Raw genomic sequence first — 26,852 nt, 5'->3', positions numbered from 1 at the left:
GTCAGAGGTTAACGACACGTTATTGCATCTATCGAAGGTTATCGAATTCCCTAGCTATTAATCAGGTATTTGGTGATTAATCGAAGATACCACTTGCTGTAGTTGCACAGGCAATACTGGTTGAGAAAAGTAATACCCTTGTATCATGTCACATCCAAGTAGTAATAAAGTTTTCAATTGATCTCTTGATTCCACCCCCTCTGCCAAGACTTTAATATCCAGGCTATGAGAAAGGTTAATGATAGACTTTACGACAGTCCTGCTATTTCTATTTTGGTTCATCCCATCAATGAATGACTTATCTATCTTAAGAATATGAGCATCTAAAGTGGTTAAATAGGATAATGATGAGAACCCTGTACCAAAGTCGTCGATAGAGAACTTAAAACCTTCGTGGCTCAGCTTATTTATCACCTTTTTTACTTTGTCTGGGTGCTGCATCATTGCAGACTCTGTCACCTCAAACTCTATTTTCCTGATAGGCGCGTTCGTTTCATTTATGATATCCATAATATCTTGGTAGCACTCTTCATGCTCAACTTGATGTATAGATAAATTAATCGAAACACGCCCAGGAAAATCAAAACCTTCATTTTTCCAACGATTTAATTGAGTGCATGTTTCCCTTAGCACCCAAAAACCTATTTTCCGAATCATTCCTCGACTTTCAGCAATGGGAATAAACTCATAAGGTGAAATTGTGCCTAAGTCAGGATCATCCCAACGAAGCAAAGCCTCAGCACCCGCTACTTGCATTGTTTTTAAGTTAACTTTCGGTTGATAAACAAGAAAGAAATCTGCTTTAGTTATCTTCTTCGCTAATAAATATTCACGCTCTAATTTGTTCTTGAGCTTCTGATTAAATTGAAAAATATTTCTATTAGAATTCTTTGACTCATACATAGCAAAGTCAGCGGCGATGAGCAGTTCTTTCATCGAATTACCATCATTAGGCCAAGATGAAAAACCAATACTAGCGCTAATATTTAATTCGCTACCCGCCACTTTAAAATCAGGTACAAGTGAAGCAGTTAAGTGTCGAGCCAATGTTTTTGCACTAAATGAATCTGTGTGAATATGAAGACAGACAAACTCATCGCCACCCACTCTGGCTAAGATATCGTTCAAATTACATTGTTGATTAAATCGTTTAGCCGCTTCAATTAATATTTGATCACCAACTTCATGCCCATAGCCATCATTTATTTCTTTAAAACGATTGAGATCAATAAACAGTATTGAAAAATCAGGCCTATCTTCTTTTGGGATCGTAAACAATCGCTCGACTGCCTTAATAAAATATCGACGGTTTGATAAGTTTGTTAATGAATCTAGATACCCTATTTTATGGTTTCGTGCCTGTTCCGATTTTAATTCAGTGATGTCTCTTTTTTCTGCAAAAAATCCCAATAGATGTTGATCAGTACTTTTAATAGGACTAATTACCGCATGTTCAAAATATTCAGTGCCACTCTTGTGAATATTAATGAACTCACCTTCCCATACCTGTCGATCAACTAATGCTTTTTTGAGGCTGTAATGAGTCTCTTCGGGGGTAAATTTTGATTTCAAAAAACGTGGATTTTTCCCAATTATTTCACACAGTTTATAACCGCTTATGGTTTCAAATTGCTTATTTACATAAACAATTTCGACTTGATTATTGGTTATTAAAATAGCATTAGAACTGTTGTGTAATATAGAAAAAAAGAGTTCACTATCATACCTCAATACTTCAGATAAACGAGAGTTTGAGATTATCTGTTTATAACAAGTAGTCTGATTCATTTCTCTAATCGCATTCACAACTATAAATCCTACACCTTGAGCAACTAATTGCACTGATTCTAAATATGACCACATACAACCAAATGGATGTAGATAATCAAACTAAGCTTATGAGTTTCACAGCTCTTACATTAGCAATAGTTAAATTACTCAAAATATGAATATGACATTCATTCTAAATTTTACAGAGAAATACACTGAAACGCTAAGGCCCATAATTTTACAGAAAAAACAATTCGAAACTACTTTGTATCAAAAGCAGACAATAGAACTAAACGCATCTTTGACTCAAATCATAAAATTCAAAGCTAATTTATAAATGGCTGTACGTAATACTCACTGCTAGTACCCTAATCGCAGAAAACAACCCCACCAAATGCCACTGGATGCACAGCGTTATTAATTGTGATGCAGCAAATATTCAGGGATCAATTCAATTATCACAATCTTTACAATTATTACAAATAACAATGATAGCAATTATCATTCGCATTATGTATCATCTTGCTGGATGAAAAAAGACACGATAAAGGAAAACATATGTCTGCCAAGAAAACCCTTTTAGCCGCTTCTATTTTTGCGGCTGTATCACCCAGCATTTACGCTCAAGATACATCAAACTCCCAAGCCACAATGTTTGATGAGGTTGTTGTTTCAGCGACGAGAACTGAACAAAATCTAAAAGATGTCTCCAGTTCAATTTCGACTGTATCCAGTAATGATATTGACAATACCATGTCGAACAGCATTCAGGATGCATTAAAGTACACTCCAGGCGTGACCGCGAACGGTGGTGGTCGATTTGGGCTATCTGGTTTTACTATTCGAGGAATGAGCGATAGCCGAATCAAAGTGTTGGTTGATGGTGTTCAGCAGCCTACTCCCTATAACCCAGGCGCTAACGAGCAGCGTAAATACCCTAGCAGTATCGAGATCGATACTTTGAAAGTGATTGAGGTGAATAAAGGTCCATCCTCAACTCTTTACGGTTCAGATGCGTTAGGTGGTACGGTATTGATGCAGACGAAAAACCCTGACGACATCTTAAGAACCGACAGCGACGAGAATGCGTTTGAAGCTAAGACTAGCTACAACAGTATCGATTCCAGTTCTAAAACCACTGGTACTTGGGCGATGCGTGAAGCCGATTTAGAAACACTGCTCATGCTCACATATAAAACGGGCAATGAGAGTGAAACTCACAGTAATGGTGCCGACATCGACGGCCCTACTCGAGGTGCATCAAACCCTGCCGATGCTGAAGTGGGTAATTTATTAGCGAAAGCATTTTACAATCTAAATGAATCACATCGAATTGGTGCGATCGTTGAGTATTACACTTCGCAATATGATGAAGATGAATTGTCATATGAAGGCTATACCATCATGCCTGGTTTTAGCTATAAAGATAATTACAACAAAGATACAACCACAAGACTCAGAGTGGGTGTTCAACATAAGTGGACTGCGAATAATTCATATTTTGATACCCTTGAATCGAAACTGAATGTTCAGCAAACCGAGTCCTTATCTGAAAATTACGACACCTCTTACGGTAGCTCACCTTATACATCAGGCCGTCGTATGCGTGAACGTATTGCCAGTGATGATTCAATTCAATTTGATGCACAATTTGATAAATTGGCCGATGTTGGTGACAGTTTCCATCAATTAACCTACGGCATTAGCTATAAAGAAAATAAATTCTCCACGGAAAATACCGACTACAAATATGATTTAGGAACTGTCGCTCCAGGTCATACCGATATGCCCGATGCAACGATGACTCAATACGGAATATTCCTACAAGACCAAGCGTTTTTGTTAAACGAACAACTGGTATTAACAGCAGGGATTCGATATGACTCATTTAAGGCTGAGCCTAAAACGAATGATGGCTTTAGCACTGAGTACCCAGACAGTAAGAACGATGCATTCACAGCAAAATTAGGTTCGGTTTACCATTTCAATAATAGTTTCAGTGCATTAGCTCAAATAAGCCAAGGGTTTAAAGCTCCAACGCTGCAAGATATGTACTATTTCTATGACAGCGGTGCCGTTATCGATGCTAACCCAGATCTTAAAGCAGAAAGCAGCATCTCTTATGAAGCCGGTATCCGAGCACAATCAACTGCTGCTCAAATAGAATTAATGGCGTTCTACAATGATTACTCAGACTTTATCAATCAAAAATATCTAGGCAAAGTGGATGGTGGTCCGAACGATGGTAAAGAGCATTACACAAAAGAGAATATCGGTTCAGTAGAAATTTACGGTGTTGAACTCAGCTCTACTTTCTTACTCGATGAAGCCTTTGATGCTCCAAAAGGAACCTACTCAAAACTAAGCATCGCGTATGCAGAAGGGCGAGACAAAGATTCAGGTGACTCAATCGACAGTGTTGCACCATTAACATCGAACCTTGGATTGGGTTATGACTCTGAAAACCATACGTTTGGTACCTTGCTAAATATCAACATGGTTGCAAGCAAAGACAAGTGGGCAAATAGCGGCTACGAAAATATTAATGTTGCAGGTTATACTCTTGTGGACTTAACAGCATATTACCGCCCAATGAATGACCTAACCATTCGTGGTGGTTTATTTAACGCTTTCGATAAACAGTATTGGTTATATAACGATATGATCGGTGCTGAAGCAGATGATAATGGCCTAGATCGCAAAGCTCAAGCTGGCCGAAACTGGGGTATAGAACTTGATTACAAATTCTAGTCTAACGTAAATCTTATTGTCTAACAGCTAAATGGCGTCCTTTTTAGGTCGCCATTTTTGTATCTATATTGGGTTAAACAATTCTAATAATGCGTTCAACAATACGATTGTAAAACGATAATATTACTATATATACGAGTTTTCACTTTTATTTATATGTAACCAGCCTACCCTAAATCAAATAAAATAAACCCAGGTTTTACTTTGGGTTTATTTTTATATTTCTATTGTTTAATTTGTTAAGCTTTATGCTTTTTATGCCCTTGCTCTAAATGCACAAAATCAACTAAATCATCACCACTCACTTGGAATGCTTGGCCAAAACCTTTCACAAACAAGCCTTGAATAGGTTTCAAGCGGAACATTTTGAAATCCTCTAGAGAGCTTAAACCGTCAATAATATCGCCAAAGCGCGCTTTCATCTTTATCACCGCTTCTTGCCATTTCTCTTCGTCACGAGAAATCAAAATTGCCGTTGCATCAAAGGTTAATCTTTTTCTCGCAAACAGTTGCTTAGATGATTCTTCATCTTCGACAAGCATCAAGGATACATCTGGGTTTTGTTGTAAATTTCTCGCGTGCCTTGCCACTTCTGATATCAAAATATAGTAACCATCATCCAATAGTACAAACGGCGCATAACTTACATTGGGCTTGTTTTCGCAATCAACCGTTGCGAGTTGTAACGTCTTACGTGAGTCTCTGAACTCCTGAATTTCGGGTTCAAGACGATTTTGTAAACGTTCTTGTTTAACTGCTGAGTTCATTCTATTTCCTTTAAGCTGACTTTTTATTATTTGTATTTTTGTTTAAGTAATGTAAATGCGCTGACCTGTTCTGGAAGAAGTTGACGTTTTTTATCGCGACCTAGATAAATTTTAAATATCGAATCTCCACCCTCATTAAAGAAACCAAAATAATGGCTCTCAGTTCCTCTAAACGGCTTACTGACTAGAGCGATACCTGAAACTAAATCCAACTTTAAATGGCCGTGAAGCTCCCCATTTCTACCCATCAAATTGTAGTAGCCGTGTGCCACTTTTCCTTTTGGAAACGGTGCTTTTACTTCAAAAATTGAGCCGAAGGAATGAATGATCGTCGTAACATCGCCAAAACCTACTAAACCTTCCAAAATGTTTTGTGCCTCGCCACCTTCAATCATTGTCACCATCTCTTCAGGCAATGACTTAACAACTTCGGCTTCTGAAATATCTAACTGCTTCGCAATATCACTTGGTAGCAAAGAAGGTTCTTGTTTCAATAACTCTAGTACGTCTTTATTCACGGTTAATACTCTTAAATCAATTTATGCGGCACGAACATTGACGTTCGCTAATGCTGAAATAACGCCTTGCGCCAGCGTTACTGCCCAAAACTCACCGGCTAAGGTCAAGCTTAAATAATCGTTACTTACTTTTACCAAGCCATTTTTCTGCCAATGTAAAAAAAGTGGCATGAGATAACTAAATAGGTCTTGTGGTGCATGTTGAAGCAGTAATCGCCTAGACAACACACCACGGTCAAATCCAGCTTTGATCATCGAATAGAGATCAGATGAAGCTGCTGATTGAGTCATCATTGCGATTGGCATCTCTCCCGCTTTGATCGAATCAATATAGCCATCGAGTGTTCTGTGTTGCATTATTCCAACACCACCAACATTGCCACCTGCACCGCATCCGACAGGCAATACTTCCGCTGTTGTTTTGGCCAAACTGTTGTAAATGCTGCGCTCTCTGTTATCTCGAGCCCAGTGATTCACACTCAAACGATTTAGATGATGTTCATTCATAAAATCAACACCATATTTATACATGTAAGCTTTCTCTTCTGTTGACGCAGGTTCCGGAAGTTTTCCTTTTTCAATCAACCCTTTCATCGGCGTTCCGCCCATCTCGATTAACTGATAAAGATCGACCCCATGAGCCCCGGTTTCAAGAAAATCCTCCAAATCTTGTTGCCATATTTCATTGGTTTGGAAAGGTAGTCCATAGAGCAAATCGACAACAATTGGCGCTTGATCTGAATGGCTCAATTCTTGAATTCTATTTAATACGTACTCTTTATCATCCAGTCGCTTGGCTGCTCGCCTTACTTTGGAATTAAAACTCTGCACACCAAATGAGAAACGATTGAAGCCTCCTTCAAGAGATTTATCGAACATTTCATCGTCGAAGCGGTTAATTCGCCCTTCTAATGTCATTTCGCAATCCGTTGTTAAGGGGAAAAGCTGTTGAATCCTCTTCCCTAGTCTTTCAATTTGAGTCGCAGTTAAGTCCGTAGGCGTACCACCACCAATGTATACAGCATGAAATGGCGCCGCTTGAGTCCAAGGTTGTTTTGCTTTCCATTCAAGCTCAATCATTAGCGCTTCAAAGTAATCTTCAACCAGTTGCTTGCTCGAGGCATGTTGGAAAAAATTGCAATATGTGCAACGCACACGACAAAATGGAATATGGACATATAAACATCGATTTTTACTGATGTTTACCGTTTCAGATAATGCGCTTGAAAATCGTGGTTTAAACTCATTTGGTTTAATGGGGATAGCACCACTACCTGCATGCGCTGAGGATTTTCGATCAAAGGAAAAAAGCAGTGGTTCAGGCGTACTTTTTCCTAATATACTCGTAGGTAATTGGCTTAAATCTATTTGTTTGTTCATGAGGTTCTATCTAATTGTCTCGCTCTTTACTGCTAAGAGCTTCGTCATTGTAGTTATCATAAATTATTTTTTAATGATAATGCAATTGATAATTGATCTCATTCTTATTCTGTTTATAATAATCCCAATAGCATTGATTTATTTTAAACGGAGCTCTTCGTGCTTAACTTTCGTTATCTTACAGCCGCAAGCATATCACTTGTCATTCATACCGCTGTGATTTGGGCTACTCCAGAGAAACAAGCTTTTGCCATGCCTGTTGGAAGCCAGTCTTCGCAAGTTAATATCAAGCTCGTATCCCCAAGTAGACCTGTCGCCCCTGCATCTACTCCGAGCCCACAATCCAAGACACCTGAAACAGTTAAAGCTGAATCGGTGAAAACGGAAGCAACTAAACCTAAACTGAATAAAAGCAAATCTGTTAAGACTAAGAAACCTCTACCACCCAAAAAGACCACGACAAAAAAGCCTGTCGTTGAACAGAAGGTCGTTAAAACTGAGAAGGTAGTTTCAAAAAAACAGACTGCTGAACCAAACCCAAAAACAGTCAAGACTGAGAAAAAAGTCACTGAACCGCAAGCTGAAGCAAAACCAGTCGTCTCTAAATCTGGAGCAACAGAAAAGCCGCAGCTAATCACCAAACCTAGCTTTCTGAAGCGACCAAAAGCACCTCGTTACCCTCGTATTGCACAGCGTAAAGGGATTCAAGGAACGGCTTTATATGAGATTTGGCTTAACGAGCACGGAAAACAGGTCAAACAACAATTGGTGACCTCTTCAGGGACCCCAATTCTAGATGAAGCTGCACTTAAGGCGATCCGTGGCTGGCAATTTTCTCCCCAAGTTATTGATGGACAAGCTATTGCACACAGAGTGCAGATCCCTGTTCGATTTTCTTTAAATAAGTAGTATTGGAAACAACATGTTCAACTTTTCACATTTGTATTCGCAGCTCGGCATTGTCGCCTTGCCTCTATTGTGCTGTTCAGTCATCACCCTCGCACTCTTACTTGAGCGTACGATTCAGTTGTTGATTTATTCTGGCTGCTCACACAATTCCATCCGTAAATCATTATCTCAACTCGATCCCACGAATGAATCAGGCATTGATTCACTGGTTGATTCACTTAAAAAACGTCGCGCTTTATCTGCGAAGGGAAACGCGATGCTTTTATCGCACCGTCATATCAACAAGGCTCTACGTGAAGATGTGGCTGGCTTATGGCTGCAAGAGAAACGTTATAAGTTACGTTCTGGGCTGAAGATCCTTGGCTTAATCGGCATGATCAGCCCACTATTCGGCCTTTTAGGCACCGTTCTTGGCCTCATTGATATGTTCAAAAGTGTTGCCGCAACCACAGGCTCTATCACACCAAATATTCTCGCTGACGGATTAGGACTTGCCATGCGAACTACCGCGATTGGTCTGATCATCGCGTTACCCGCTATTTCTAGTGCCCAATTATTGGGACTGTGGGCCGATCGAATCTTAGCGCGGTTAGAACACTCGCTCAATTATACCAACTTGTGGATTGATGGCGTGTTCGTGACTCCATTAACCAATGAAACCAACCTGACGGTTCCCTCGAGGGCGAGTACATGATTAAGCGTCCTCACATCGAGGCGTCAGAATCACAGCAGCCCGATTTAACGCCCCTTTTAGACATCATTTTCATTGTAATGGTTTTTCTACTTCTAACCGCGACAGTCAAACTTCAATCTCTGGAAGTTAACCTACCGTCGGCAGATACCGAGTCCGTTTCTGAGGTTGATAGTCAATCCATCACCATCAACATATTACAAGAAGATCCCTACTGGGGATTGAATGGCAAATCCTTTCTGACATGGCAAAGCTTCACTTCGGAACTGCTTGAACAAGTAAAAACCAAGCCGAAGTTTCAAGTCGTCATCGCATCAGACAAAGCCGCTGAAATTCAGCATATGGTTAAATTACTCGCTTTCTTACAAGACAATAATATTAAAGCGACCCAAATTCTAATGGACGAAAAATAGAATGCTCAACAACCTCAAAACATCCCGTAACCTTGCCTCTTTAGTTTTGGCTCTCACATTCATATCTGCTCCCTCAGCCGCATTTGCGAAGGAGCGAATTATTAGTGCAGGCAGCGCTGTAACTGAACTGATTTTTGCCCTAGACGCTCAAGAGTCGCTGGTTGCCGTGGATGTCACAAGTAAAATGCCTCAAACCGAAAACATGCCGAAAATTGGCTATCATCGACAGCTGTCTCCAGAGGGACTTTTAGCATTAAAGCCGACGCGCATTATTGGCTCGGATGAAATGGGGCCTCAATCGACACTCGATTTATTGGCGCAGTCATCCATCAATGTCAATGTGGTGAACACCAAGCCTACCATTCAAGGCTTATTAGATCGCATTGATGAGATTGCAAAAATAACCAACCAGACCCAAAAAGCCGCCAGCATCAAAGCAACGGTTAATCAAAAAGTAGCGAAGCTAAATAGCAATATTCCACAGGATAGCAAACAGAAAAAAGTTATCTATTTATTACTTCATGAAGGCAGAGCGCCTTATGTTGCTGGTAAAGAAACCACCATGGATGAGCTTATACGCTTAGCTGGCGGCATAAACCCAGCAAGCGATTCAATCTCATCGTTCAAACCTGTGTCAATGGAAGCCATGCTCTTAATGCAACCAGATGTAATTTTAGTGAGTAACCGCAGCATCAAAAAGCTTGAAGGTATCGACAATATTATCAAGTCAATTCCAACCTTATCATCGACTCCAGCAGGTCAATACAAACAAGTCATCGGAATTAAAGGTTCAGCTTTGGTCGGCGGCTTAGGTCTTGCAACTCTCGACGAAGCAGAACGTCTAAACACCCTTCTATATCAATAAGCTATCACTATGTTGTTAAAGTACATCTCATATTCAAAACTGTTGTGGATAAACGGGGCTCTGCTTCTGTTCATTGCTTTAAGTTCTATCGCAACGGGCCCAATGGCAATTACATTGTTCGATAGTTTCAGCAGTCTTAATCCATGGCTATCGGGCACTCCTGCCCATGTTGATCTCATCATTCACCAAGTTCGTTTGCCAAGAACCTTGCTATGCATGTTGGTCGGAGCAATATTAGCGATATCAGGGGTTGTCATGCAGGGGCTATTTCGTAACCCACTAGCGGAGCCGGGAATTATTGGCGTTTCTGCCGGAGCGGCATTAGGGGCGGCACTTGCGATCGTGCTGTTTTCATCCGTAGCTCAAGAATATCCAATGCTGATGGATTTTGCAGCCGTGCCAGTCTTTGCTTTTCTTGGTGGCGCAATAACGACATTGATAGTCTATCGTCTAGGTACCAGTAAGTTCGGAACGTCGATAACCGTAATGCTATTGGCTGGCGTGGCTATCAGTGCGCTTTCTGGTGCGGGTATCGGTTATTTAAACTTTATCGCCGACGATCAAATGCTACGCGACCTCTCTTTGTGGTCAATGGGATCGCTTGCCGGTGCAAAATGGACTGATTTAATCTTCGCCTCTGTTGGCCTTCTGATATTGCTAACGATATTCATCAGAAATGCATCTGGCCTCAATGCTCTTCTTCTGGGGGAAGCGGAAGCCAAGCACCTGGGTGTTAATGTTCAGTCACTTAAAAAGCGGATGATCGTACTGAGCGCTGTTGGCGTTGGGATCACTGTCAGTTTATCTGGAATGATCGGATTTATCGGACTCATTATCCCCCACCTTGGCCGAATGCTTGCTGGTCCAAACCATAAAACATTACTTCCTTTATCGGCCTTACTCGGTGGGTTATTACTTACTGGTGCTGACATGTTTGCAAGAGTTGCGGTCAGCCCGGCGGAGCTTCCAGTAGGGATTGTTACCGCCATCATCGGTGCCCCTTTCTTTTTGTATTTACTGTTCACACAAAGGGGAAAAATTTAATGAACTCCCATTCAACCGCGATTTCCGCCTCCAATATTTCCTATCAAATAAACAACCAATTGATTTTGGATAATGTGGATATTGAACTTCAATGTGGGCAAGTAACGACCATACTTGGACCCAATGGTGCAGGAAAAAGCACACTCTTAAAAATTCTGTGTGGCGAGATCGAAAGTAATAGCAATATTCACTATTTTGATCAGCATAAACAGCGCTGGAATAGCCAACATCTTGCAAAGCAGTTAGGTGTCCTTCCGCAACATAGCACTTTATCTTTCGCTTTTAATGCGCAGGAAGTTGTCGAACTTGGCGGCTTACCTTTAGAGTTGCCGAACAAAGAACTGCAAGCCATAACTTCAAACATGATGGAAAAAACGGGTATTGGTCATTTGGCGCAGAGGCTCTACCCTTCGCTTTCTGGTGGTGAAAAACAGCGAGTTCATCTTGCGAGAGTGCTAACGCAAGTCAGCCAACGTTCACGTAAGATCATCATGCTTGATGAACCGACCTCTGCATTGGATCTTGCCCACCAACATAATACCCTTCGCTTAGCACGCCAGTTAGCAAATGAGGGGGCTGCGGTCATCATAGTGATGCATGACTTAAATCTAGCAGCGCAATATTCAGATCGAGTCGTGGTGTTAAAAAATGGTAAGCTTCAAGCTGACGGAACACCTTGGGAGGCGATCACACCCACCATGATTGAACACGTTTATGGTCACCAGACATTTGTTCAATCACATCCTACTCTCGATTTTCCAACGGTTTATGCTATTTAGATAGGTTGCGTCAAATTATGAAGTAATTCACTACACAAGTGCTTGTTTCTAAAACTGAGTTGATCCAATCTAGATAATTACAGTGCGATTTTTTCGCTTCTATGGTTTTCTAGAGAGGTATTCAGCCGATGATTAAGATGTTGATATGTGATTTTGATGGGACTCTTGACGGAGGACCATCAATGGGTGTGACTCAGCTTTCTAATTACCTAAGCGAGCAGCCTGATCTGCATTTTGTCATCGCCACTGGTAGAACGTTACCTTCTATAAAAGAGGGACTAGCTGGTGATAACTATCTCCCTCCCTATTGCATCATCAGTGATATCGGGACTCAAATTCATCACAATTTTGATGTCGATTTAGCCTGGCAGGATAAGCTCCAATCAACATGGAACAAGCCAAAAGTTGAAGCCATCATTCAAAACTTCGATTTTTTAGGTCAATGCAGTGAGCAACATCAAAGTCCCTACAAAATCACCATAGAAGGGGAGATTAATGTTCAGCAATTCGCTGAACTTGAGAGCGCATTAAAAGACAACGCTATTCACGTTAGTCTTACCTACTCTCATGGATGGTTTCTGGATATTACGCCAAAAGGCATTACAAAAGCCGCAGCCATTCATTACCTTTTAGAAAAGAACAACTTAACGCCTGAAGAAGTGTGTGTTGCAGGTGACTCTGCCAATGATACGTCTATGCTCACAATTGACGGCATTAATGCTATTTTAGTCGCTAACCACTACCAAGAAGTGGCTCACCTTAGCAGTAGGGAAAATGTATACACAAGCCAAGCAACTCATGCTCAAGGCGTTCTGGAAGGGCTGAGATATTGGCAAAATTTATCTTAGCATTAACGATTAATGCCCAGTAAATGACTACTGGGCATTAGTGACTACAAAAGCTATCGAATATCTTTAAAAAGGCTTAAAATTCATTGATATAGAGTTAACCTGAAACGATGTTAGCCTTGCTTTGCCTCTTGATGATGTTTTGTTAGTTGCTGATACAGTAAATCTTTCAGCTCCATTCTCTGAAGCTTAAGCGTATGCATATTTTCGTCATCAATTGGGCTACCGGAAACTTCAAGTTCACGGATGTTGTAGTCTAACAGGTGGTATTTTTGTAGGTCGGCTTTAAATGTAGGGTCATCATGATTGAGCTGAACAATGTCTAATTTAAGATCTGGAAAATCTAAAATAAAGGCATGATTTTCATTGAGCATCGGCATTCCCTCTTCTGATTAATTATTCACAATTATAGAGGTTAATGACCGAGATTTATGTGCCAGTCAGCACAAAGTATTGAATCAACTAATTAAAGCCCTTTAAATAGCTCCCCTCGATGATATCTAAGGTATGGCTTGTGATCTGGCATGATATTGAACGACATATCCTCTTTTAAACCAATCACATCTGGCGATTCCAAGTAGCTTGAGATGAGAACCTTTCCGTGATCATCAAAGGAGATGAAACCAAGATCAAAGGCTTTATCTAGGTTGGCTAGAAGCAATAAACCGTTGAACCTGTCTAAACGTTCCTCATTGTTAGAGTCTCGCCAAGGTTTAATGTGTGATGCCAATAATAGCTGAGTATTACGATAGCCAGTAACGGCACAACCACCCCACATTTGAATCAGTTTGGACCTGAAATGTCCTTGCCCGACCCTTGTATTAACCAAGATGGTCTTTTCGGTTTCAGACAGAGTCTTATCAGTCATAACCTGCTTGATATCTGCATTAACGTCAACTTGGGATAAATCAGCTAAAAACTTGTGATAGTGGGATAAAGCGGCGCTATACATCCCCTTCCCTCTAGAATCACGAATTTGAAACTGTTCCAGTTTTCTTGCCTTCTCTTCATAACTGACAAATTTACGATATGAATTGACATCAGTGAGTGGCACTTCTAATTCACCCTCCTCCATCAACCAATTAGATATCGAACCTCTTATCGCTCCAAGATAATTACTCGCTGTTTTTTCAGACTTTCCAATATCAATCAACCACTGATGATATAGCGTCGCTAAATCCGATAGATTCGAGACAAGTCCCTCTTTTAGCTCATTAGAAACAATATAACTTTTCATATAGCTAAACAGTTCATCGTCAATATACGCATAAGAGACGGCTTTTGCTGAATAGCGACTGGTTGAGGCTTGATCGTAACCGTCATGGTAAGAAAGATACCAAAAGCCTTCACTTCTTAAATGAAAGAAAGGATTTTCGGGTGTGTTTTTATCTTTACTCTGGGCTAGATTATCAAAATGATGAGTGAACAGATCTTTAAGAATTTGATTCAAACAGATCTTGTTGGTTGCTATGTGCCCTGCTTGAATCAAGTCCATAACAGCAAGCAGCATACACACTTTATGAGGACTTTTTTTGCCGCCAGCACTGTTCATTTTCAGGTTTTGAAAGCGCTCTAAATAGTATTCTAATGCCATCAACTGCCCTTATCATTATTAGCGCTTGCGTGTTCTAACACCACGGTTTGCCAAGAAACATTCGTTCTATTCAAAGAATCTGCGCCTTTAGCTACATGACATACAGCCAGTCTTGAAACTATACTTAATTTCTCTAGCTGTTCGACAGAAACGTTGTAAGCATTGCGTCCATCATCAAAACCACCATGGCGCAATGTGATAATCAGTTTTCCATTATCAGAAAGAAGTTCAGACAGTACGACAAGCGACTCTTCACGTTCCATTGAATTTAAGTGCATCCATACTGCTGAAACCAAAATCAAATTATATTGCTGACATACGTTTCTTGTGTTGGCTAAAGCAGGTAATGAATCATCTAACCACTGAATTTGAGAGGAGGAGTTTGAGGTTCCTAATTGACGAAATTCACTTGCTGGTTCAACGGCTATAACCGAGCAACCTTGCTTTGCAAACCATCTAGCATCACGCCCTGAGCCTGCACCGATATCAAGAACCTTTGCATCTCTACAAGGCCAATACATAGACCACGAACCGTGAACATTTTCAAATGCTAAAGAGTCATATTTTGTGGCTAGCTGAACAGCGTTTTTGTTGTAAAAAGAAGTATTTATCGACATAAACCAACCCATATATCAATTAGACTTGATAATATATCGGTTGGTTGCATATGACGATTAAGTATTAGAAAAGCATTAGTAATTGTGATGAGTATCGCGCAATTTCGACCAGCTGATTGGAAATAAACAATGTTTGAGACTAAATTGATCCGTAAAGCAAACCACAACAGTTAGCTAAGCATCTAATAAAACAAGAAATTACAGGCACAAAAAAGCCCACACTAGGTGGGCTATTTCGTTGAATTTGGTGCCCGCTACTGGACTCGAACCAGTGACACCTTGCATGTCATGCAAGTACTCTAACCAACTGAGCTAAGCGGGCTTTCCCTTGGGAACGAGATAGATAATAGCGACTGTTCCCTATCCGTGCAAGCATAAATTCACAGTTTGTGATTGTTTGCTGAAATCATCACCAACTTGACCATTTATCATTCAAATCATCGTGTTAGAGCAATATCAAATGTGATTTAACTCTCATAAATATTCAGTCAATACTTTGAAAAAGAGCGACCTCTCGTTTATTTAGACGTTAGACAACCATAATGACACACTCACAAACAATGAAGTGCCTGTTATTAATGTGTGGTTGGTATCATCCATCGACCCAATGGATTTTCGACGCTAATTCCGGCACGCCCCCAACGATCAACAGTATCAATCTGCAAAATACGGTTATCTGGAACCAACTTCCGCAGTTTTTTTGATGGTTTGGAAGAGGTTAATATCCATAAGTTCGGATCCTCTTTGATGCTGCGCTCTATTATTTGCTCCTCAGCTTTGGTCCATTCCAACTCGGCTTTCGTTAAACGATCGACGACAAACAGTTGATTGCCTGAAGCAAAATCTTCGAGTGACGATGAAAGTAGAAGAACTGAATCGATCTCCGAATCAATTAATGTCTTTTGTTGGGCATTAATAAGATGCCTCACCGATAACATAAATTGTTGATGATTCTTCTCTATTTGGTTCGCTTTTTCTGGCCATAATCGTTTGAGGTCATCACTTACGATTGCGGACATTCGATTTAAGTTAGTTGGGTTTAACCACGAATATTTAGATACCTCTCCATCGGGCAAGGTTAACGCGGCTACGCCTTGAGACCTTGGTGAGATGGCTTGCGATGCATCGATTTCAACGAGACGGATGTTCCCTTGACGAGCCAATTTAAACAATGGTTCTTGTCGCCAAATAGCACTAAGAGTGATGGCGACACTGGCGGGTTTCGCCTGCTTTAGTACTTGATCTTGCCCTTTCCCAGCGAACCAATTGGGTAGCCTCTCTATCCCATAACGCTTAGGTGGCAAGTATGTGGTGGTTATGCTGGTATCTTTAGTTAACTCTGTTGCAAGCATATAAGTAACGGGAGTTGCTGTGAGAATATCGGCAGCAAGGAGGTTTGGGCTTAGTAAAGCACTCATCAGAGCCAAACTCGTGGTGATTGCCCCAATCATTTTACGTTTCATCATTACGCCTTTTTCGCTATTCGGTAGACAGTTGCACTTAAAAAGAAGCTTGCCGAGACGATAATAATCGATGCTCCAGAAGGGACAGGCAATTCAAGTTCCATTGGTAATACAGTACCGACAACGCAAGCGATTGTTGCTAAACCTCCGGACAATAGAACAAAGCTCCCCATTCTTTTTGTAAGTAAACGAGCCGTTGCCCCTGGAATAAGCAGCAGAGCGCCAACTAATACCGCTCCAACAATTTTTACTGATGCGATCGTCACTAGCGTAATCATTATCACGAACAAGTAGTCATAAAAATTCGTGTTATAACCACGCACTCTTGCAATATCTGGGCTAATACAGGTCAGCAAGATACGGTTAAAGGTTGGGATGAGCAGTAGAGTGATAACCAAGCAGCAAATCGCAAGGACAATAATGTCTTGATCCGTCACGGTTAGAATCGAGCCAAACAGCACGTTCTCTAACATATGTATATTAATCTTCCTTGCGACATACATTAATAAAGCGGCACCCACAGCCAGAGCTAAGGCAAGAAAGACGCCGACTAATGTGTCATATGGCACGTTGGTACGATTACGGACAAAGTGAAGTAACAAGGCAAAAATCATACAAAAACTAAACAGACCTATAATAGGATTTTCGGCGGGCTCTCCAAGCAATACTCCAAGCGCAATACCCGTTAAAGCCGCATGGCCCACCGCTTCAGAGAAAAAGGCTAAACGCTTTGCAATCACCAACGTGCCCAAACCACCTAATAATGGCCCTAACAAGAATGCAGCAACCACTGCATTAACCATGAATGCATACGAAAAACTGTTACTGAGCCAACCATTTTCAACAGCCATTTGTGCAAGTTGTCGTAACCACTCCATTACGCCACCTCTTTTTGGTTCGTCGTTTTTGAATCATCTGAAGGTATTGCTATTTCAGGGGCGCTGTAATGATTAAACAATCGCTCAATCTTTTCAGGTTGCAGTACCTCTTGATAACTTCCACTATCGACCAAGTATCGATTCACCACATGAACTTGCGCTTCTAAACGTCTTACTGCTGAGACATCATGATGTACTGCAAGCACGGTTTTCCCATCCGCCACATATTCATGAATCAAAGACTCTAGGTAGCGAACCCCCTGCTCGTCCATCCCTGTGGTTGGTTCATCTAAAACTAATAATTGCGGATCATCGAGCAACGCTTGGGCGAACAAAACGCGCTGCTGTTCTCCTCCGGAAAGCTGCCCCATTCGGCGATCTGCTCGACCCGCCATTCCAACGCGATCTAACTGCTCTAGTGCATGTGCGGTATGCATTCGGTTACGCTTCCAAAACAGTGGCGAACGAGTTTGATTAAGCAGAATGAAATCCATCACCGTTAATGGCAGACTTGATTCAAACATCGCTTTTTGAGGTACGTAACCTATCTTGCCAATTTGCTCTGGCCACTGGATATCAATGTGTCCTTTAAAAGGAGTAAAACCCAAAATCGAACGTAATAGAGATGTCTTACCTCCGCCATTCGGGCCCATGATTACATGACTCTTTCCGGCATCAAGAGACAAATTAATCTTCTCTAAGATCACATTATCGTCATAACTCAATCCAACCTGTTTGAGTTCAATCTTTGGCCCTTGAGATGGGTATTTTTTAGCATTGAGATCCTGCATCATGATTTATCTCTCGCAGCCGTAAACTTCATCGCTTCAATTAATGTTTGTAAGTTCTTTTTCATTTCGACTTCGACTTTGTCGTCTTCATACGGCCCATGGGTCATATGAGAAAAACGATAGAGTTGAACCCCAGTCGCCTGCTCAATGGTATCGACAAAACGATTTGGCATATTCAATTCATAGAAAAGCACATCAATATCGGATGCTTTGATCTTTTCGATCGTATCTTGTAGCTGGCTAGCACTCGGTTCTACGCCGTGAGCAGGCTCAATCACTGCTTCAACATCCACACCAAATTCCTGTAGGATATAGCCGTATGCATTGTGTGTTGTGGCCACTTTCATTCCAGCCGTATCAAGCTCTCCAAGTGATAACATTGCTTCGCGCTTCATCAAGCGGAACATCTTTGCGTATTTACGTGCATTTTTACGATAGAAGCTTGCGTTCTCAGGATCGATTTTCGATAGCTCACTGGCGATGGTGTACACCTTCTGAATGGTGGTCGACAGGCCTACAAAAGTATGTGGGTTTACCGCACCTTTACCGACAGATTGTCCCATCGCAGGCAGTAACGGCACGTCTTGGTTTGCTTTCAACACCACAAGATCAGCTCGATTTGCGGCATCGATGACTTTAAGAGCAAAATCATCATGTCCGATACCATTAATTACGATGACATCCATCTGCGCGAGTCGGCGCAAGTCATTAGGTTGTGGCAAATAATTATGAGGATTGAACCCTGCATCAACCAAAGGAAGAATCGTTGCTCTGTCACCCACGACGGCTTTTACATAGCTGTAATAAGGCTGAAGTGTGATACCGATGGTTAGTTTTTGAGATATAGCTTGTTTTTCAGATATAGACAAATTTTGTGTATCAGTTTCAGTGGCAGCATTTGCATTAATGACTGAACACAGCCCTGCTATCAATATCAGGACGCGACGGTAAAGTGATTGGTTCATCATTAGCACTCTTAATGTGTTTCTGTGGATACGGTAAACGCAACTTGTTTCCAGCGTTTATCACGTAAATTTTGTAAGGTGATCGAGCCATCAACATCAAGTAAAGATGTTTCATTGGCTAACCATATATCAGGGCTTGAAAGTTGAGTATTGAGAACAACATTGGCAGCGCCATCACTTGCTACTCTTCGCCCGAAATAGAATCCATTGCCTAGATTCGACCAATGGTGTTCACCTTTCCTTACCCAGCTTTTATCGTGCACAAATGGTGCAATCCAGTTTTCTTCTAATTCTCTGACCGATGGCGAAAATGCGAGCACTTTGCTGCTAGAGGCGTTTGATAGTTCACGGTTACCTTGCTGTTGTTCACTACTATTTAGCGGCTGTTCACGATTACTTAGCTGCTCGCTGTTAATCGATACAGCATCAAGCCGTAAATCTTTGATCTCTTCAAACGCAAGGCGTAATTCAGCAATCATCGCAAGATCATCTTGATGTAAGTCCTTCACCGAGATTTGATGTGACTCTAAGCCATGCTGTTTACTGGATTGTTGATGAAATGGAATTGCGATCGTTGCAACAAGCAAAATGACGGCAATGATGCCTCCGACCCAACGACCTTCACTGCTGCCAGTATTCGATTTGACGGTTTGCACTATCATTTGTGTGAAATCTCAACAACATCAACCTCTACTGGGTTTTCATGGCCTGAATCAAACACTAAGTAGAAATCGGTTTGTGGGTGACTAAATTGTGCAATTGAGCGTTTATCGGTGGTCGCTTTAGCAATTAAGTTGTCGTCGTAGTCGAACATATCAACGTTATAATCTACAGCCTTACTTCCATCGCTATAGCCCGCTTCACAAAGCACGTAATCTGCTTCTAACCAGCAACTCATTAATGGAAAGTGCGCAAAAGCAGAAGATGAGAAACATAACGCAATGAATGCGCCAATCAGATAGCTATTCTTTTTCATAAAGATCTTTTGGTGGTGAGAACTAAACAAGGATTAATGCATGACCACTAATCCTTTATTTGTAAATAGAGAGGGTTAGACTTACGGCAATAGAGCTTCAAAGGTTAAATGGACATTGGTACTCGCTTTTTCAGCCATCACATTATCAATCAACTCGCCTTTGTAATTCGCTTTCATTACGTATCGACCTGCAACATTAGGGTTAAACGTAATGCGCCCTTGTTCATCACTGATCACGTCAATCTGTTCTTGATGATTGCGGTAAAGTGTTCCTTCGCGAGTGATCTCAGCGACGACGCCAGCTTGAGGTTGTCCGTTATAGAAAAATTGAAATTCAACGTCTTCACCAGCCACGATGTCAGCGGGATGAGTAATGGGTTTCATTTCAAGTAGCTTGCCTTCAATTTCAAATACAGAAGAACTTGGCTTTCCTACGGTGATGTAACTTTCTGCACGAGTAAAGCTAAGCTGCGTACTCACATCACGGGCTTTTTCTGGCAGCAATTGATCACGTTCTGCTTTGCTTGCTTTAAGCCACTTAACCGTGTCACGACGACCAGCTTTATACTGAGTGTAATAATTTGGGGTGTTATTGATCTGAACTTTATGCGTGCCTTGCTCTTCAAAATAGAAATCGAAAATTGAACGGCGTTTTCCTCTAATGACAAAGTTAGGGCGCTCTTTTCTACCGTCTGGCATGATGACTTGTGCCGACTCGCTGCCCGCAGGTTTATCAAACACAAAAGTACCATGAGACGCGGTCACGTCAAACGTTAGCCAGTCGCCTCCCTCTTTTGACACGGTAAAGTGTGACGGTAAAACCCAACGTGGGTGCGCGTTAGCTGTCGTTGCGGCGGCCATACCAACCGCCATCACACTGGCAAGTAGGGCAACTTTCAGTTTCGTATTTTTCATTCTGATTAAATCCATAAATTGAGGTTTATTTAAATTAATGACTGTTGGTTTTTGTTTTTATTTCCAGGCTTCTTATTTATAGGTTTCTTAGTTATAGGTTCCTACTGAGGCCGATAATGAATGTCGATTAACCCAGTCTCTTCTGTTGGCTGGATTTGGTATGAATTCGCGCTATTCCCCAGTTCTAATTTCTGACGTAGATAGTTCCGCCCACCATGCTCGCGCACGACTTCAATGTGGAAGGTGTAATTACCTTGCGCGACCTTCTGTCCGGCGTCGTTAGTACCGTCCCATACAAATCGATAATCACCAGCAGGACGAGTCGCCGATGTCACTGCATCAACAAGCGCTTTATCGTAACGCCCTACCTTTCTCCACCAACTGCGTAAGTCTTTCAGCCATTCGTCTTTACCGACCCAAAGTTGAACCGTTTTTACTGATTTTCTTTGATCATTTTCAATCCAAACTGCAACGTATGGTCGAGCATATGTCGTGGTCTTAATGGTCGGAATTTGTAAACGGATATCCACTTTTGCGCTTTCATGAAGCAGTTGTTCTGTCACTCCATCGCCTGATGCTGCATGAGTGAATATGGGTAAAATTAATGCCGCAATAACAAGTACTGGTTTTGCCCATGCGAGTGTTCGCCTGTTATGTTTCATGAGTTTCTCAATCGTTGGATTAATGGTTTTTACTACATTGCCTGCGACGCTAAACATCAATGAATAGCGAGAACAGCAATCAGATTAAGGGACGGCAAGATAGAAGATGCTTAACGTGATAATCGATCCAAATGCAGTCCATTTAAGTGAGGTGTTCAATGTCTTCTTCTTTGGCAGCAGCAGACAAACCCCAGTTAATACAAAGAAGATCATCAGCAGTGCAGTAATGTCGATAAACCACTTCCAAACTTCTCCGCTATTACGGCCTTTATGTAGGTCATTGAGCAGGGCGACAACGCCATAATTTGTTGACTCTATTTCCGCCTCACCCGTCAACAGATCAATGTAAACGCTAGCGTTGTACCCAGGTCCTTTAAAATCGAGAGACGCTTCTCCTTCGATTAGCTCCCCTGCTTCAACACTCGTAAACACATCTAAGTTTGATGGCGAACCATGTAACCCCAAATTTGATGTTAAAAAGTCGATTAACTCATCTTCATTTGGCTCATAACCATCATGTGAGGCTTTTAGTATTTCATTGGGGATGATCGCCGTCTGCTGCTTGATATTTGGCTGACTACTTTCAAACCATTCTGGTCGATTCAGCGTGATTCCGGTTACTGAAAAAAACAGTACAATCAACAATAAGGCCATTGAAATATAGATATGTAATCGACGGGCCCAGATTTGAACGCCTTTTCTTTTTAACAACATGAATAGTTAACTGATATAAATATGATGGAATGCAATGTAATTGATAATGGTTTTCATTGGCATTCAATTTACATTATTTACGTTCACTTACACTAGTGTGACCTACCTAATGAGATTGCCTCTAGTAAGACAAAATAAAAAATCCCCATAATCAGAGATTATGGGGATTTTTATAGGGTCTATGCGGATTGTTATTGGATCTATGGGATTATTCGATGGTGCTCAAGATCCTTTAAATCTGGATGTCATAAAGAGCGACGTGAGGAAGAACTAAGTTTGATAGAACTAAGTTTAATAGAACTAAGCCAGACAGAAATAAGCTAAATAGAACTTAGATAGCTCGAAACAAATTAAGAGGATTTTGAATCCGATACCACTCTCAACTGAGTCAGATATTTCATCCAATTTTTTGCTTCACTGGAAGGTTCGATATTGTCCGCTCTCTTTGCATTGGCTAACGCTTTGTCGAGCTTATTCAATTTGTAATAAACTCGCACTTTCGCTAGCGCCACATCGGCTTTTCGTTCCTTTTCGGTGACTCTATCTAATTCCGATAATGCTCGCTGATAGTGTCCCTCTTGCACCAATAATTGTGCAACTTGCCAGTGATATTTAGGCTCAAGCTTAGCCGCAAGCGACCACGTAGAAATCGCATGTTGCCACTCTTTTGCCTGTTGCCAATAAGCGGCCTGTTGACTCAGCAAGGTGACATCTGATTCTGCATCAGCCAGTTCACTCAATATTTGAGCAGCGCGTTCCGGTACGCCTCTTTTCGAATAGAGTTGAGACAATAAAATCAGATCTTGTTGTGACAACGCAACGCCTTGCAATTTAGCTAACGCCAGAGAATCTAACGCGGAGTCCGTTTTGTTCAATTTAAGTTGAAGCCCGACAAGCTGCCTCCACCAGTTCACTTTATTTGGCTGTAAATGGATGAGTTGCTCTAAGGTTGGAATCGCATCCTTCCAACGCTTTAATTGCATCTGCGCTCCGAGTTTTAACGATAGAGATGAAAACTTATCCGTCAGTTCAGTAGCGTCTGCATTCTTATCTTTGTTGTCTGAAAGAGCTCCTGTATGGGCGTTAACTCGATTGCTGCGATCAAACTTACTGATCGAAACCAGCACCTTTTCCCATTGAGATAACTGGTAATGACTCTGTGCAACACGCAGCCACAACTCCGCGCCTTTTTTGTCATCTGGTCGTGTTTTCAATAATTCATAATAATGGGGAATTGCTTTCTCAAAGTGCTGTTGACTCAACAAAATATCAGCAAGCATACGCCTAGTGACCCACGCTTGAGCATCTTCAAGTAACTGGCTGTTTACCGCGAATGTGAGCTGCTCAATCGCCAGTTCCGCTTGTTCATTTTGCCAATAGAACACCCCCAGCATCCGCGCTACAAACGCTTTATCGTAATCTCGATTGATCTCTAAATCATTTAGAGTACCAATCGCTTCTGATAGTTTTTCATCTTGCTGGAGTTGATGCGCTCGCTGTACGCGATTTGCAGTGTACTGACTGAGTTCCGCAGAAATCCCCATCGGTACAACCAAAAACTGAACCCAAAATGCAGTAAGAAAAGGCTTAAATACTCGTTTCATTATTTATCCATTTTAAATTCTATTCTAACGGTCTGTCCTAACTGCTCAACAGACTGACCATCAACAATTTTAGGTTGATACTTCCACTTCTTAAGCGCTCTCCTTGCTGAACGATCAAACATTCGTGCAGGTTTAGCACTCGTGATTTTTATCTCCGTAGGTCGGCCTGTTTTGTCGATAGTAAATTCCATCTCAACAAAACCTTCCACCTTACGTTTTTTTGCTTTTGCTGGATAACGTGGCTCCACTCGGTAAAGTGGCATCGCTTTTTGATTGGATCCAAAATCACCAAATGTCGGCATATTGATCGCTAACCCATTGGCGACGGTGTTAAGTCCTAAATCTGGCAGTGACAACTTTGGATTGCTAACGGTGGCCTCTGTTTTAGCTTGATTCATTGCTGATTTAGGCGGCATTTCTGGCGCTTTAGGCTGTTCTGGCACACTTCGCTTTCTACGCTGTAACGCTTCTTCTTGTTCTATCATCAACATATTAAAACTGAGCGTTTCAGCTTGCTCCGGTGTCCGTTGGTGACCGCTGTCTACCATCCAAGCCATAAAGGTGAATAGCCCAATCGAAATCGCTACCGCAAACGGCAACGCCATGAGTAAACGTAGCATTAGAGCTTCTCCGCCGCCAACGCGATACTCTTCACGCCAGCACCTTTTGCAGCATCCATCACTTTGACTACCGTGCCGTTATACGCATGTTCATCCGCTTGGATCACCAACGACGCTTCAGGTTGTTCTAATAATAAGTGTTCCAGTGTTGCTTCTACTCGTTCAGCGTCCACCAGTCGTTTATCAATATAAATATCGTTCGCAGAGGTGATGGCGACAAAAATTCCGGCCTCTTTCTGACTGGTCACGTTTGAAGCTTGCGGGCGATTAACGTCAACCCCCGACTCTCTAACAAATGAGCTTGTCACAATAAAAAAGATCAGCATGATAAAGACGATATCTAACATAGAAGTCAGATCGATTTGTGCTTCTTCATTTTTTACGTGACGTCTACCGAGCCTCATTTCTGACTCCTTAAAGATTTTTCTAATTTCAATTCAGACAAGTTGCAGACCTTTGCCAAACGCGCATGTACAAACATTCCCGCTAATGCAGCGACCATTCCAGCCATTGTCGGCAATGTCGCGAGTGAGATACCTGACGCCATCAATTTTGGGTTACTACTGCCTTGAGTCGCCATTACATCAAATACTGAAATCATACCCGTCACAGTTCCAAGCAAACCAAGCATGGGGCAGATCGCCACCAAGAGTTTGATCATATTCAGATTCTGATTGAGTGCGATATGCGCTTGAGACACCCAGCCATCTCGTATTGCATGAGCATGCCACGAGTGATGATCGTCCCTTTGCGACCATTGTCGTTGAAGTGCTTTTCGCTGCTTCGGGAAATAGAACGCGAGGTAAATCACTCTCTCAATCACTAGTAACCAACAAATTCCGACGACTGCCGCTAACCACCATAGGATCTGCCCGCCCTGTTCCATAAAATGAGACAGAGCAAGTACCCAATCGAGGTTCTGGATAAACTCAGGAATTACAAAGCCATTCATTACGCTGCATTTCCAACAGAGTGAGCAATCGGAGCTTGAGGATTTGTTTTTTCAGCTTGTTCAGCCACTAAGCCAATTCCTTGCTTCTCTAAAATAGTGCGTATGTTCTCTGCCTGAGAGCTCAATACGTTATGTGCAAGCAACAGTGGCATTGCAGCAACCAGACCAAGTACGGTCGTGATCAGTGCCATTGAAATACCGCCAGCCATCACTTTTGGATCGCCATTACCAAACTGAGTAATCACTTGGAACGTCTCAATCATGCCTGTTACTGTACCTAGCAGACCAAGCATTGGTGCTAAAGCCGCCAATAGTTTCAGCATTGATAGACCCTTCTCTAACCCTTGCTGCTCATCAACAACGGCTTCTAGCAATCTAAGTTCTAGCGCTTCAACACTACGATTTTGCTCACCATCGTATACGGCTAGAATTCGACCTAGTGGGTTATCTCCAGCTTGTGTTGGGTTCTTCAGTTGTCGCTTAATTTTTTGTTGTGCGATGAGTAATGCGACACCACGATACAGAGCGATAATCAAACCGATCCCAAGTAGACTTAAAATGATTTTGCCAACCACACCACCCGCTTGAATACGGTCTTTAAAGCTTGGAGTATTCGCCAATTGTTCGAGCATTACGCCACGTGATGGATCAACAACGATCTGTTGAATACCACCATTTCGAAGAGTTGAAACAGTCGAAAGTGTCGGTCCATTGTCTGGCTGCTTTAAGTAGTGAGTGGCGGTTTGGCGCTTGCCATTCAAATTCATGTAACCTTGTTCGCCTATCAGACCAAATACACCTAATCGTGCTGCCGCGACTTCTGAACGTTCACCGTCACCATTAATATAGGTAATGCTTGTTTGTCCAAGTTCGCCACTGGCACGGATCTGTTCGACCATGCTTAACCACAGTCCTGTCAATTGAGTCATTGATGGTAGTGATTGAGCATCCACAATATCGGTAACGGTTTGCGAATATCTCGCTGCGTCCGCTTGAGTGATAGACGAATCAAGCTCTCGTTTTAAATCCTTTGCCGATTGTCTGACAACACCAAACAGCTCACCTAGGCTACCTGCATCCAGACGTAATGTTTCTTCCAATTTTGCCAATCGGTTTTCATTCGCACTAAACTGGGTTGATAATTTATCCGTTTCAGCTTGGAGTTGCTTACGTTTAGCCAACAACTCATTTTTCTGTTGTTGGAATGTTTGTTCAGTCTGCTTGAAGCCTTTTTCACGTTGAACGTTATGTGATTTTTGCTGGGTATTTTCGATTTTAGCTTGGTGAACGAGAGCATCCGTAGCCATAGCGTTGTGACAGAAAAGAACCAGTGATAGCCCTAGCACTCGAAGGCTAGAAAATGTTG

The 26,852-nt window shown here is 41.8% G+C and carries 29 protein-coding genes and 1 tRNA gene; 8 read left to right on the top strand and 22 right to left on the bottom strand.

The features are described from left to right. Positions 1-57: 57 nt before the first annotated feature. Positions 58-1,842 (bottom strand): GGDEF domain-containing phosphodiesterase, encoded by a 1,785-nt coding sequence (locus tag F0249_RS11040; protein ID WP_171756705.1) that lies wholly within the window; start codon positions 1,840-1,842, stop codon positions 58-60. A 486-nt stretch (positions 1,843-2,328) separates the two neighbouring features. Here F0249_RS11040 and F0249_RS11035 point away from each other — a divergent pair, with 486 nt between their 5' ends. After that, positions 2,329-4,521, top strand: a complete 2,193-nt coding sequence (locus F0249_RS11035) for a TonB-dependent hemoglobin/transferrin/lactoferrin family receptor (protein WP_171756704.1) — start codon at positions 2,329-2,331, stop codon at positions 4,519-4,521. 239 nt (positions 4,522-4,760) lie between these two features. Here F0249_RS11035 and hutZ read toward each other — a convergent pair whose 3' ends face one another. From hutZ to hutW, 3 genes are read right to left on the bottom strand one after another with little or no spacing between them, the layout of a single operon-like run. After that, positions 4,761-5,288, bottom strand: a complete 528-nt coding sequence (gene hutZ / locus F0249_RS11030) for a heme utilization protein HutZ (protein ID WP_017051621.1) — start codon at positions 5,286-5,288, stop codon at positions 4,761-4,763. 26 nt (positions 5,289-5,314) lie between these two features. Next, the gene (gene hutX / locus F0249_RS11025) at positions 5,315-5,806 is read right to left on the bottom strand and encodes a heme utilization cystosolic carrier protein HutX (protein ID WP_136994607.1); all 492 of its coding nucleotides are present in this window, start codon (positions 5,804-5,806) and stop codon (positions 5,315-5,317) included. 21 nt (positions 5,807-5,827) lie between these two features. Next, the gene (hutW, locus tag F0249_RS11020; protein WP_171756703.1) at positions 5,828-7,186 is read right to left on the bottom strand and encodes a heme anaerobic degradation radical SAM methyltransferase ChuW/HutW; all 1,359 of its coding nucleotides are present in this window, start codon (positions 7,184-7,186) and stop codon (positions 5,828-5,830) included. Between the two features lie 159 nt (positions 7,187-7,345). On the opposite strand from hutW, the gene F0249_RS11015 reads away from it, so the two are divergent. From F0249_RS11015 to F0249_RS10985, 7 genes are all read left to right on the top strand, one after another. After that, positions 7,346-8,095 (top strand): TonB family protein, encoded by a 750-nt coding sequence (locus F0249_RS11015; RefSeq protein ID WP_171756702.1) that lies wholly within the window; start codon positions 7,346-7,348, stop codon positions 8,093-8,095. 13 nt (positions 8,096-8,108) lie between these two features. After that, positions 8,109-8,789 carry a MotA/TolQ/ExbB proton channel family protein gene (locus F0249_RS11010; protein ID WP_171756701.1) on the top strand — a complete coding sequence of 227 codons (681 nt, stop codon included), beginning with the start codon at positions 8,109-8,111 and terminating at the stop codon, positions 8,787-8,789. After that, a complete protein-coding gene (locus tag F0249_RS11005) occupies positions 8,786-9,199 on the top strand; it encodes a biopolymer transporter ExbD (RefSeq protein ID WP_017051626.1) in 414 nt (137 codons plus the stop codon). Before F0249_RS11010 ends, F0249_RS11005 begins: the two co-directional genes overlap by 4 nt. Position 9,200: 1 nt before the next feature. Next, on the top strand, positions 9,201-10,064 hold the full coding sequence (locus F0249_RS11000; protein WP_136994597.1) for a hemin ABC transporter substrate-binding protein: 864 nt from the start codon (positions 9,201-9,203) through the stop codon (positions 10,062-10,064). Positions 10,065-10,073: 9 nt separating this feature from the next. Beyond that, entirely contained in the window at positions 10,074-11,108 is a 1,035-nt protein-coding gene (locus F0249_RS10995; RefSeq protein ID WP_136994595.1) for an iron ABC transporter permease, read from the top strand. Then, positions 11,108-11,887, top strand: coding sequence for a heme ABC transporter ATP-binding protein (locus F0249_RS10990; protein ID WP_171756700.1), 780 nt, complete (start codon positions 11,108-11,110; stop codon positions 11,885-11,887). Before F0249_RS10995 ends, F0249_RS10990 begins: the two co-directional genes overlap by 1 nt. 128 nt (positions 11,888-12,015) lie before the next feature. Beyond that, complete coding sequence (locus tag F0249_RS10985) at positions 12,016-12,735, top strand: HAD-IIB family hydrolase (RefSeq protein ID WP_171756699.1); 720 nt, start codon at positions 12,016-12,018, stop codon at positions 12,733-12,735. Positions 12,736-12,848: 113 nt separating this feature from the next. Here the strand turns inward: F0249_RS10985 and F0249_RS10980 are convergent, their stop codons facing one another. The 18 genes from F0249_RS10980 to F0249_RS10895 all read right to left on the bottom strand — a co-directional run bounded on the left by F0249_RS10980 (position 12,849) and on the right by F0249_RS10895 (position 26,793). Beyond that, positions 12,849-13,109, bottom strand: coding sequence for a YdcH family protein (locus F0249_RS10980; protein ID WP_171756698.1), 261 nt, complete (start codon positions 13,107-13,109; stop codon positions 12,849-12,851). Positions 13,110-13,201: 92 nt separating this feature from the next. Beyond that, entirely contained in the window at positions 13,202-14,329 is a 1,128-nt protein-coding gene (locus F0249_RS10975) for an HNH endonuclease (RefSeq protein ID WP_171756697.1), read from the bottom strand. Continuing rightward, positions 14,329-14,946 carry a bifunctional 2-polyprenyl-6-hydroxyphenol methylase/3-demethylubiquinol 3-O-methyltransferase UbiG gene (locus tag F0249_RS10970; RefSeq protein ID WP_171756696.1) on the bottom strand — a complete coding sequence of 206 codons (618 nt, stop codon included), beginning with the start codon at positions 14,944-14,946 and terminating at the stop codon, positions 14,329-14,331. Before F0249_RS10970 ends, F0249_RS10975 begins: the two co-directional genes overlap by 1 nt. A 245-nt stretch (positions 14,947-15,191) precedes the next feature. Then, positions 15,192-15,268 (bottom strand) — tRNA-Val (locus F0249_RS10965). 253 nt (positions 15,269-15,521) lie between these two features. After that, entirely contained in the window at positions 15,522-16,409 is an 888-nt protein-coding gene (locus F0249_RS10960) for an ABC transporter substrate-binding protein (protein ID WP_171756759.1), read from the bottom strand. Between the two features lie 2 nt (positions 16,410-16,411). Further along, on the bottom strand, positions 16,412-17,287 hold the full coding sequence (locus F0249_RS10955; protein ID WP_113795655.1) for a metal ABC transporter permease: 876 nt from the start codon (positions 17,285-17,287) through the stop codon (positions 16,412-16,414). Further along, a complete protein-coding gene (locus F0249_RS10950; RefSeq protein WP_171756695.1) occupies positions 17,287-18,081 on the bottom strand; it encodes a metal ABC transporter ATP-binding protein in 795 nt (264 codons plus the stop codon). The genes F0249_RS10955 and F0249_RS10950 overlap by 1 nt, the downstream gene beginning before the upstream one ends. Then, entirely contained in the window at positions 18,078-19,046 is a 969-nt protein-coding gene (locus F0249_RS10945; protein WP_171756694.1) for a zinc ABC transporter substrate-binding protein, read from the bottom strand. The genes F0249_RS10950 and F0249_RS10945 overlap by 4 nt, the downstream gene beginning before the upstream one ends. Positions 19,047-19,054: 8 nt before the next feature. Beyond that, the gene (locus tag F0249_RS10940) at positions 19,055-19,705 is read right to left on the bottom strand and encodes a hypothetical protein (RefSeq protein WP_171756693.1); all 651 of its coding nucleotides are present in this window, start codon (positions 19,703-19,705) and stop codon (positions 19,055-19,057) included. Then, positions 19,702-20,019: a hypothetical protein gene (locus F0249_RS10935; RefSeq protein WP_171756692.1), complete on the bottom strand. Its 318-nt coding sequence runs from the start codon at positions 20,017-20,019 to the stop codon at positions 19,702-19,704. The genes F0249_RS10940 and F0249_RS10935 overlap by 4 nt, the downstream gene beginning before the upstream one ends. An 81-nt stretch (positions 20,020-20,100) precedes the next feature. Continuing rightward, positions 20,101-20,934: a DUF4198 domain-containing protein gene (locus tag F0249_RS10930; protein ID WP_253825309.1), complete on the bottom strand. Its 834-nt coding sequence runs from the start codon at positions 20,932-20,934 to the stop codon at positions 20,101-20,103. A gap of 101 nt (positions 20,935-21,035) precedes the next feature. After that, complete coding sequence (locus F0249_RS10925; protein ID WP_171756690.1) at positions 21,036-21,596, bottom strand: DUF2271 domain-containing protein; 561 nt, start codon at positions 21,594-21,596, stop codon at positions 21,036-21,038. 84 nt (positions 21,597-21,680) lie between these two features. Then, on the bottom strand, positions 21,681-22,310 hold the full coding sequence (locus tag F0249_RS10920; RefSeq protein ID WP_171756689.1) for a PepSY-associated TM helix domain-containing protein: 630 nt from the start codon (positions 22,308-22,310) through the stop codon (positions 21,681-21,683). A gap of 350 nt (positions 22,311-22,660) precedes the next feature. Continuing rightward, entirely contained in the window at positions 22,661-23,914 is a 1,254-nt protein-coding gene (locus F0249_RS10915) for a lipopolysaccharide assembly protein LapB (RefSeq protein WP_171756688.1), read from the bottom strand. Continuing rightward, positions 23,914-24,534 carry an energy transducer TonB gene (locus tag F0249_RS10910; RefSeq protein ID WP_017052260.1) on the bottom strand — a complete coding sequence of 207 codons (621 nt, stop codon included), beginning with the start codon at positions 24,532-24,534 and terminating at the stop codon, positions 23,914-23,916. Before F0249_RS10910 ends, F0249_RS10915 begins: the two co-directional genes overlap by 1 nt. Then, positions 24,534-24,938 (bottom strand): biopolymer transporter ExbD, encoded by a 405-nt coding sequence (locus F0249_RS10905; protein ID WP_017052261.1) that lies wholly within the window; start codon positions 24,936-24,938, stop codon positions 24,534-24,536. The genes F0249_RS10910 and F0249_RS10905 overlap by 1 nt, the downstream gene beginning before the upstream one ends. Then, a complete protein-coding gene (locus F0249_RS10900) occupies positions 24,935-25,486 on the bottom strand; it encodes a MotA/TolQ/ExbB proton channel family protein (RefSeq protein WP_171756687.1) in 552 nt (183 codons plus the stop codon). The genes F0249_RS10905 and F0249_RS10900 overlap by 4 nt, the downstream gene beginning before the upstream one ends. Then, on the bottom strand, positions 25,486-26,793 hold the full coding sequence (locus tag F0249_RS10895; RefSeq protein ID WP_171756758.1) for a MotA/TolQ/ExbB proton channel family protein: 1,308 nt from the start codon (positions 26,791-26,793) through the stop codon (positions 25,486-25,488). Before F0249_RS10895 ends, F0249_RS10900 begins: the two co-directional genes overlap by 1 nt. Between the last annotated feature and the right edge of the window lie 59 nt (positions 26,794-26,852).

This window comes from Vibrio sp. 03-59-1, from assembly GCF_013114135.1.
Classification (GTDB): domain Bacteria; phylum Pseudomonadota; class Gammaproteobacteria; order Enterobacterales; family Vibrionaceae; genus Vibrio; species Vibrio cortegadensis.
The sequence above is the reverse complement of the archived record's forward strand: the minus strand, read 5'-3'. Positions and strand labels throughout refer to the sequence as shown.

What these genes read in the sequence shown, in the direction of transcription:
- F0249_RS11035 (WP_171756704.1), top strand. Translation starts at nt 2,329, where the DNA reads ATGTCTGCCAAGAAAACCCTTTTAGCCGCTTCTATTTTTGCGGCTGTA.
- hutZ (WP_017051621.1), bottom strand. Translation starts at nt 5,288, where the DNA reads ATGAACTCAGCAGTTAAACAAGAACGTTTACAAAATCGTCTTGAACCC.
- hutW (WP_171756703.1), bottom strand. Translation starts at nt 7,186, where the DNA reads ATGAACAAACAAATAGATTTAAGCCAATTACCTACGAGTATATTAGGA.
- F0249_RS11010 (WP_171756701.1), top strand. Translation starts at nt 8,109, where the DNA reads ATGTTCAACTTTTCACATTTGTATTCGCAGCTCGGCATTGTCGCCTTG.
- F0249_RS11005 (WP_017051626.1), top strand. Translation starts at nt 8,786, where the DNA reads ATGATTAAGCGTCCTCACATCGAGGCGTCAGAATCACAGCAGCCCGAT.
- F0249_RS11000 (WP_136994597.1), top strand. Translation starts at nt 9,201, where the DNA reads ATGCTCAACAACCTCAAAACATCCCGTAACCTTGCCTCTTTAGTTTTG.
- F0249_RS10995 (WP_136994595.1), top strand. Translation starts at nt 10,074, where the DNA reads ATGTTGTTAAAGTACATCTCATATTCAAAACTGTTGTGGATAAACGGG.
- F0249_RS10990 (WP_171756700.1), top strand. Translation starts at nt 11,108, where the DNA reads ATGAACTCCCATTCAACCGCGATTTCCGCCTCCAATATTTCCTATCAA.
- F0249_RS10985 (WP_171756699.1), top strand. Translation starts at nt 12,016, where the DNA reads ATGATTAAGATGTTGATATGTGATTTTGATGGGACTCTTGACGGAGGA.
- F0249_RS10980 (WP_171756698.1), bottom strand. Translation starts at nt 13,109, where the DNA reads ATGCTCAATGAAAATCATGCCTTTATTTTAGATTTTCCAGATCTTAAA.
- F0249_RS10975 (WP_171756697.1), bottom strand. Translation starts at nt 14,329, where the DNA reads ATGGCATTAGAATACTATTTAGAGCGCTTTCAAAACCTGAAAATGAAC.
- F0249_RS10970 (WP_171756696.1), bottom strand. Translation starts at nt 14,946, where the DNA reads ATGTCGATAAATACTTCTTTTTACAACAAAAACGCTGTTCAGCTAGCC.
- F0249_RS10960 (WP_171756759.1), bottom strand. Translation starts at nt 16,409, where the DNA reads ATGAAACGTAAAATGATTGGGGCAATCACCACGAGTTTGGCTCTGATG.
- F0249_RS10955 (WP_113795655.1), bottom strand. Translation starts at nt 17,287, where the DNA reads ATGGAGTGGTTACGACAACTTGCACAAATGGCTGTTGAAAATGGTTGG.
- F0249_RS10950 (WP_171756695.1), bottom strand. Translation starts at nt 18,081, where the DNA reads ATGATGCAGGATCTCAATGCTAAAAAATACCCATCTCAAGGGCCAAAG.
- F0249_RS10945 (WP_171756694.1), bottom strand. Translation starts at nt 19,046, where the DNA reads ATGATGAACCAATCACTTTACCGTCGCGTCCTGATATTGATAGCAGGG.
- F0249_RS10940 (WP_171756693.1), bottom strand. Translation starts at nt 19,705, where the DNA reads ATGATAGTGCAAACCGTCAAATCGAATACTGGCAGCAGTGAAGGTCGT.
- F0249_RS10935 (WP_171756692.1), bottom strand. Translation starts at nt 20,019, where the DNA reads ATGAAAAAGAATAGCTATCTGATTGGCGCATTCATTGCGTTATGTTTC.
- F0249_RS10930 (WP_253825309.1), bottom strand. Translation starts at nt 20,934, where the DNA reads ATGAAAAATACGAAACTGAAAGTTGCCCTACTTGCCAGTGTGATGGCG.
- F0249_RS10925 (WP_171756690.1), bottom strand. Translation starts at nt 21,596, where the DNA reads ATGAAACATAACAGGCGAACACTCGCATGGGCAAAACCAGTACTTGTT.
- F0249_RS10920 (WP_171756689.1), bottom strand. Translation starts at nt 22,310, where the DNA reads ATGTTGTTAAAAAGAAAAGGCGTTCAAATCTGGGCCCGTCGATTACAT.
- F0249_RS10915 (WP_171756688.1), bottom strand. Translation starts at nt 23,914, where the DNA reads ATGAAACGAGTATTTAAGCCTTTTCTTACTGCATTTTGGGTTCAGTTT.
- F0249_RS10910 (WP_017052260.1), bottom strand. Translation starts at nt 24,534, where the DNA reads ATGCTACGTTTACTCATGGCGTTGCCGTTTGCGGTAGCGATTTCGATT.
- F0249_RS10905 (WP_017052261.1), bottom strand. Translation starts at nt 24,938, where the DNA reads ATGAGGCTCGGTAGACGTCACGTAAAAAATGAAGAAGCACAAATCGAT.
- F0249_RS10900 (WP_171756687.1), bottom strand. Translation starts at nt 25,486, where the DNA reads ATGAATGGCTTTGTAATTCCTGAGTTTATCCAGAACCTCGATTGGGTA.
- F0249_RS10895 (WP_171756758.1), bottom strand. Translation starts at nt 26,793, where the DNA reads ATGGCTACGGATGCTCTCGTTCACCAAGCTAAAATCGAAAATACCCAG.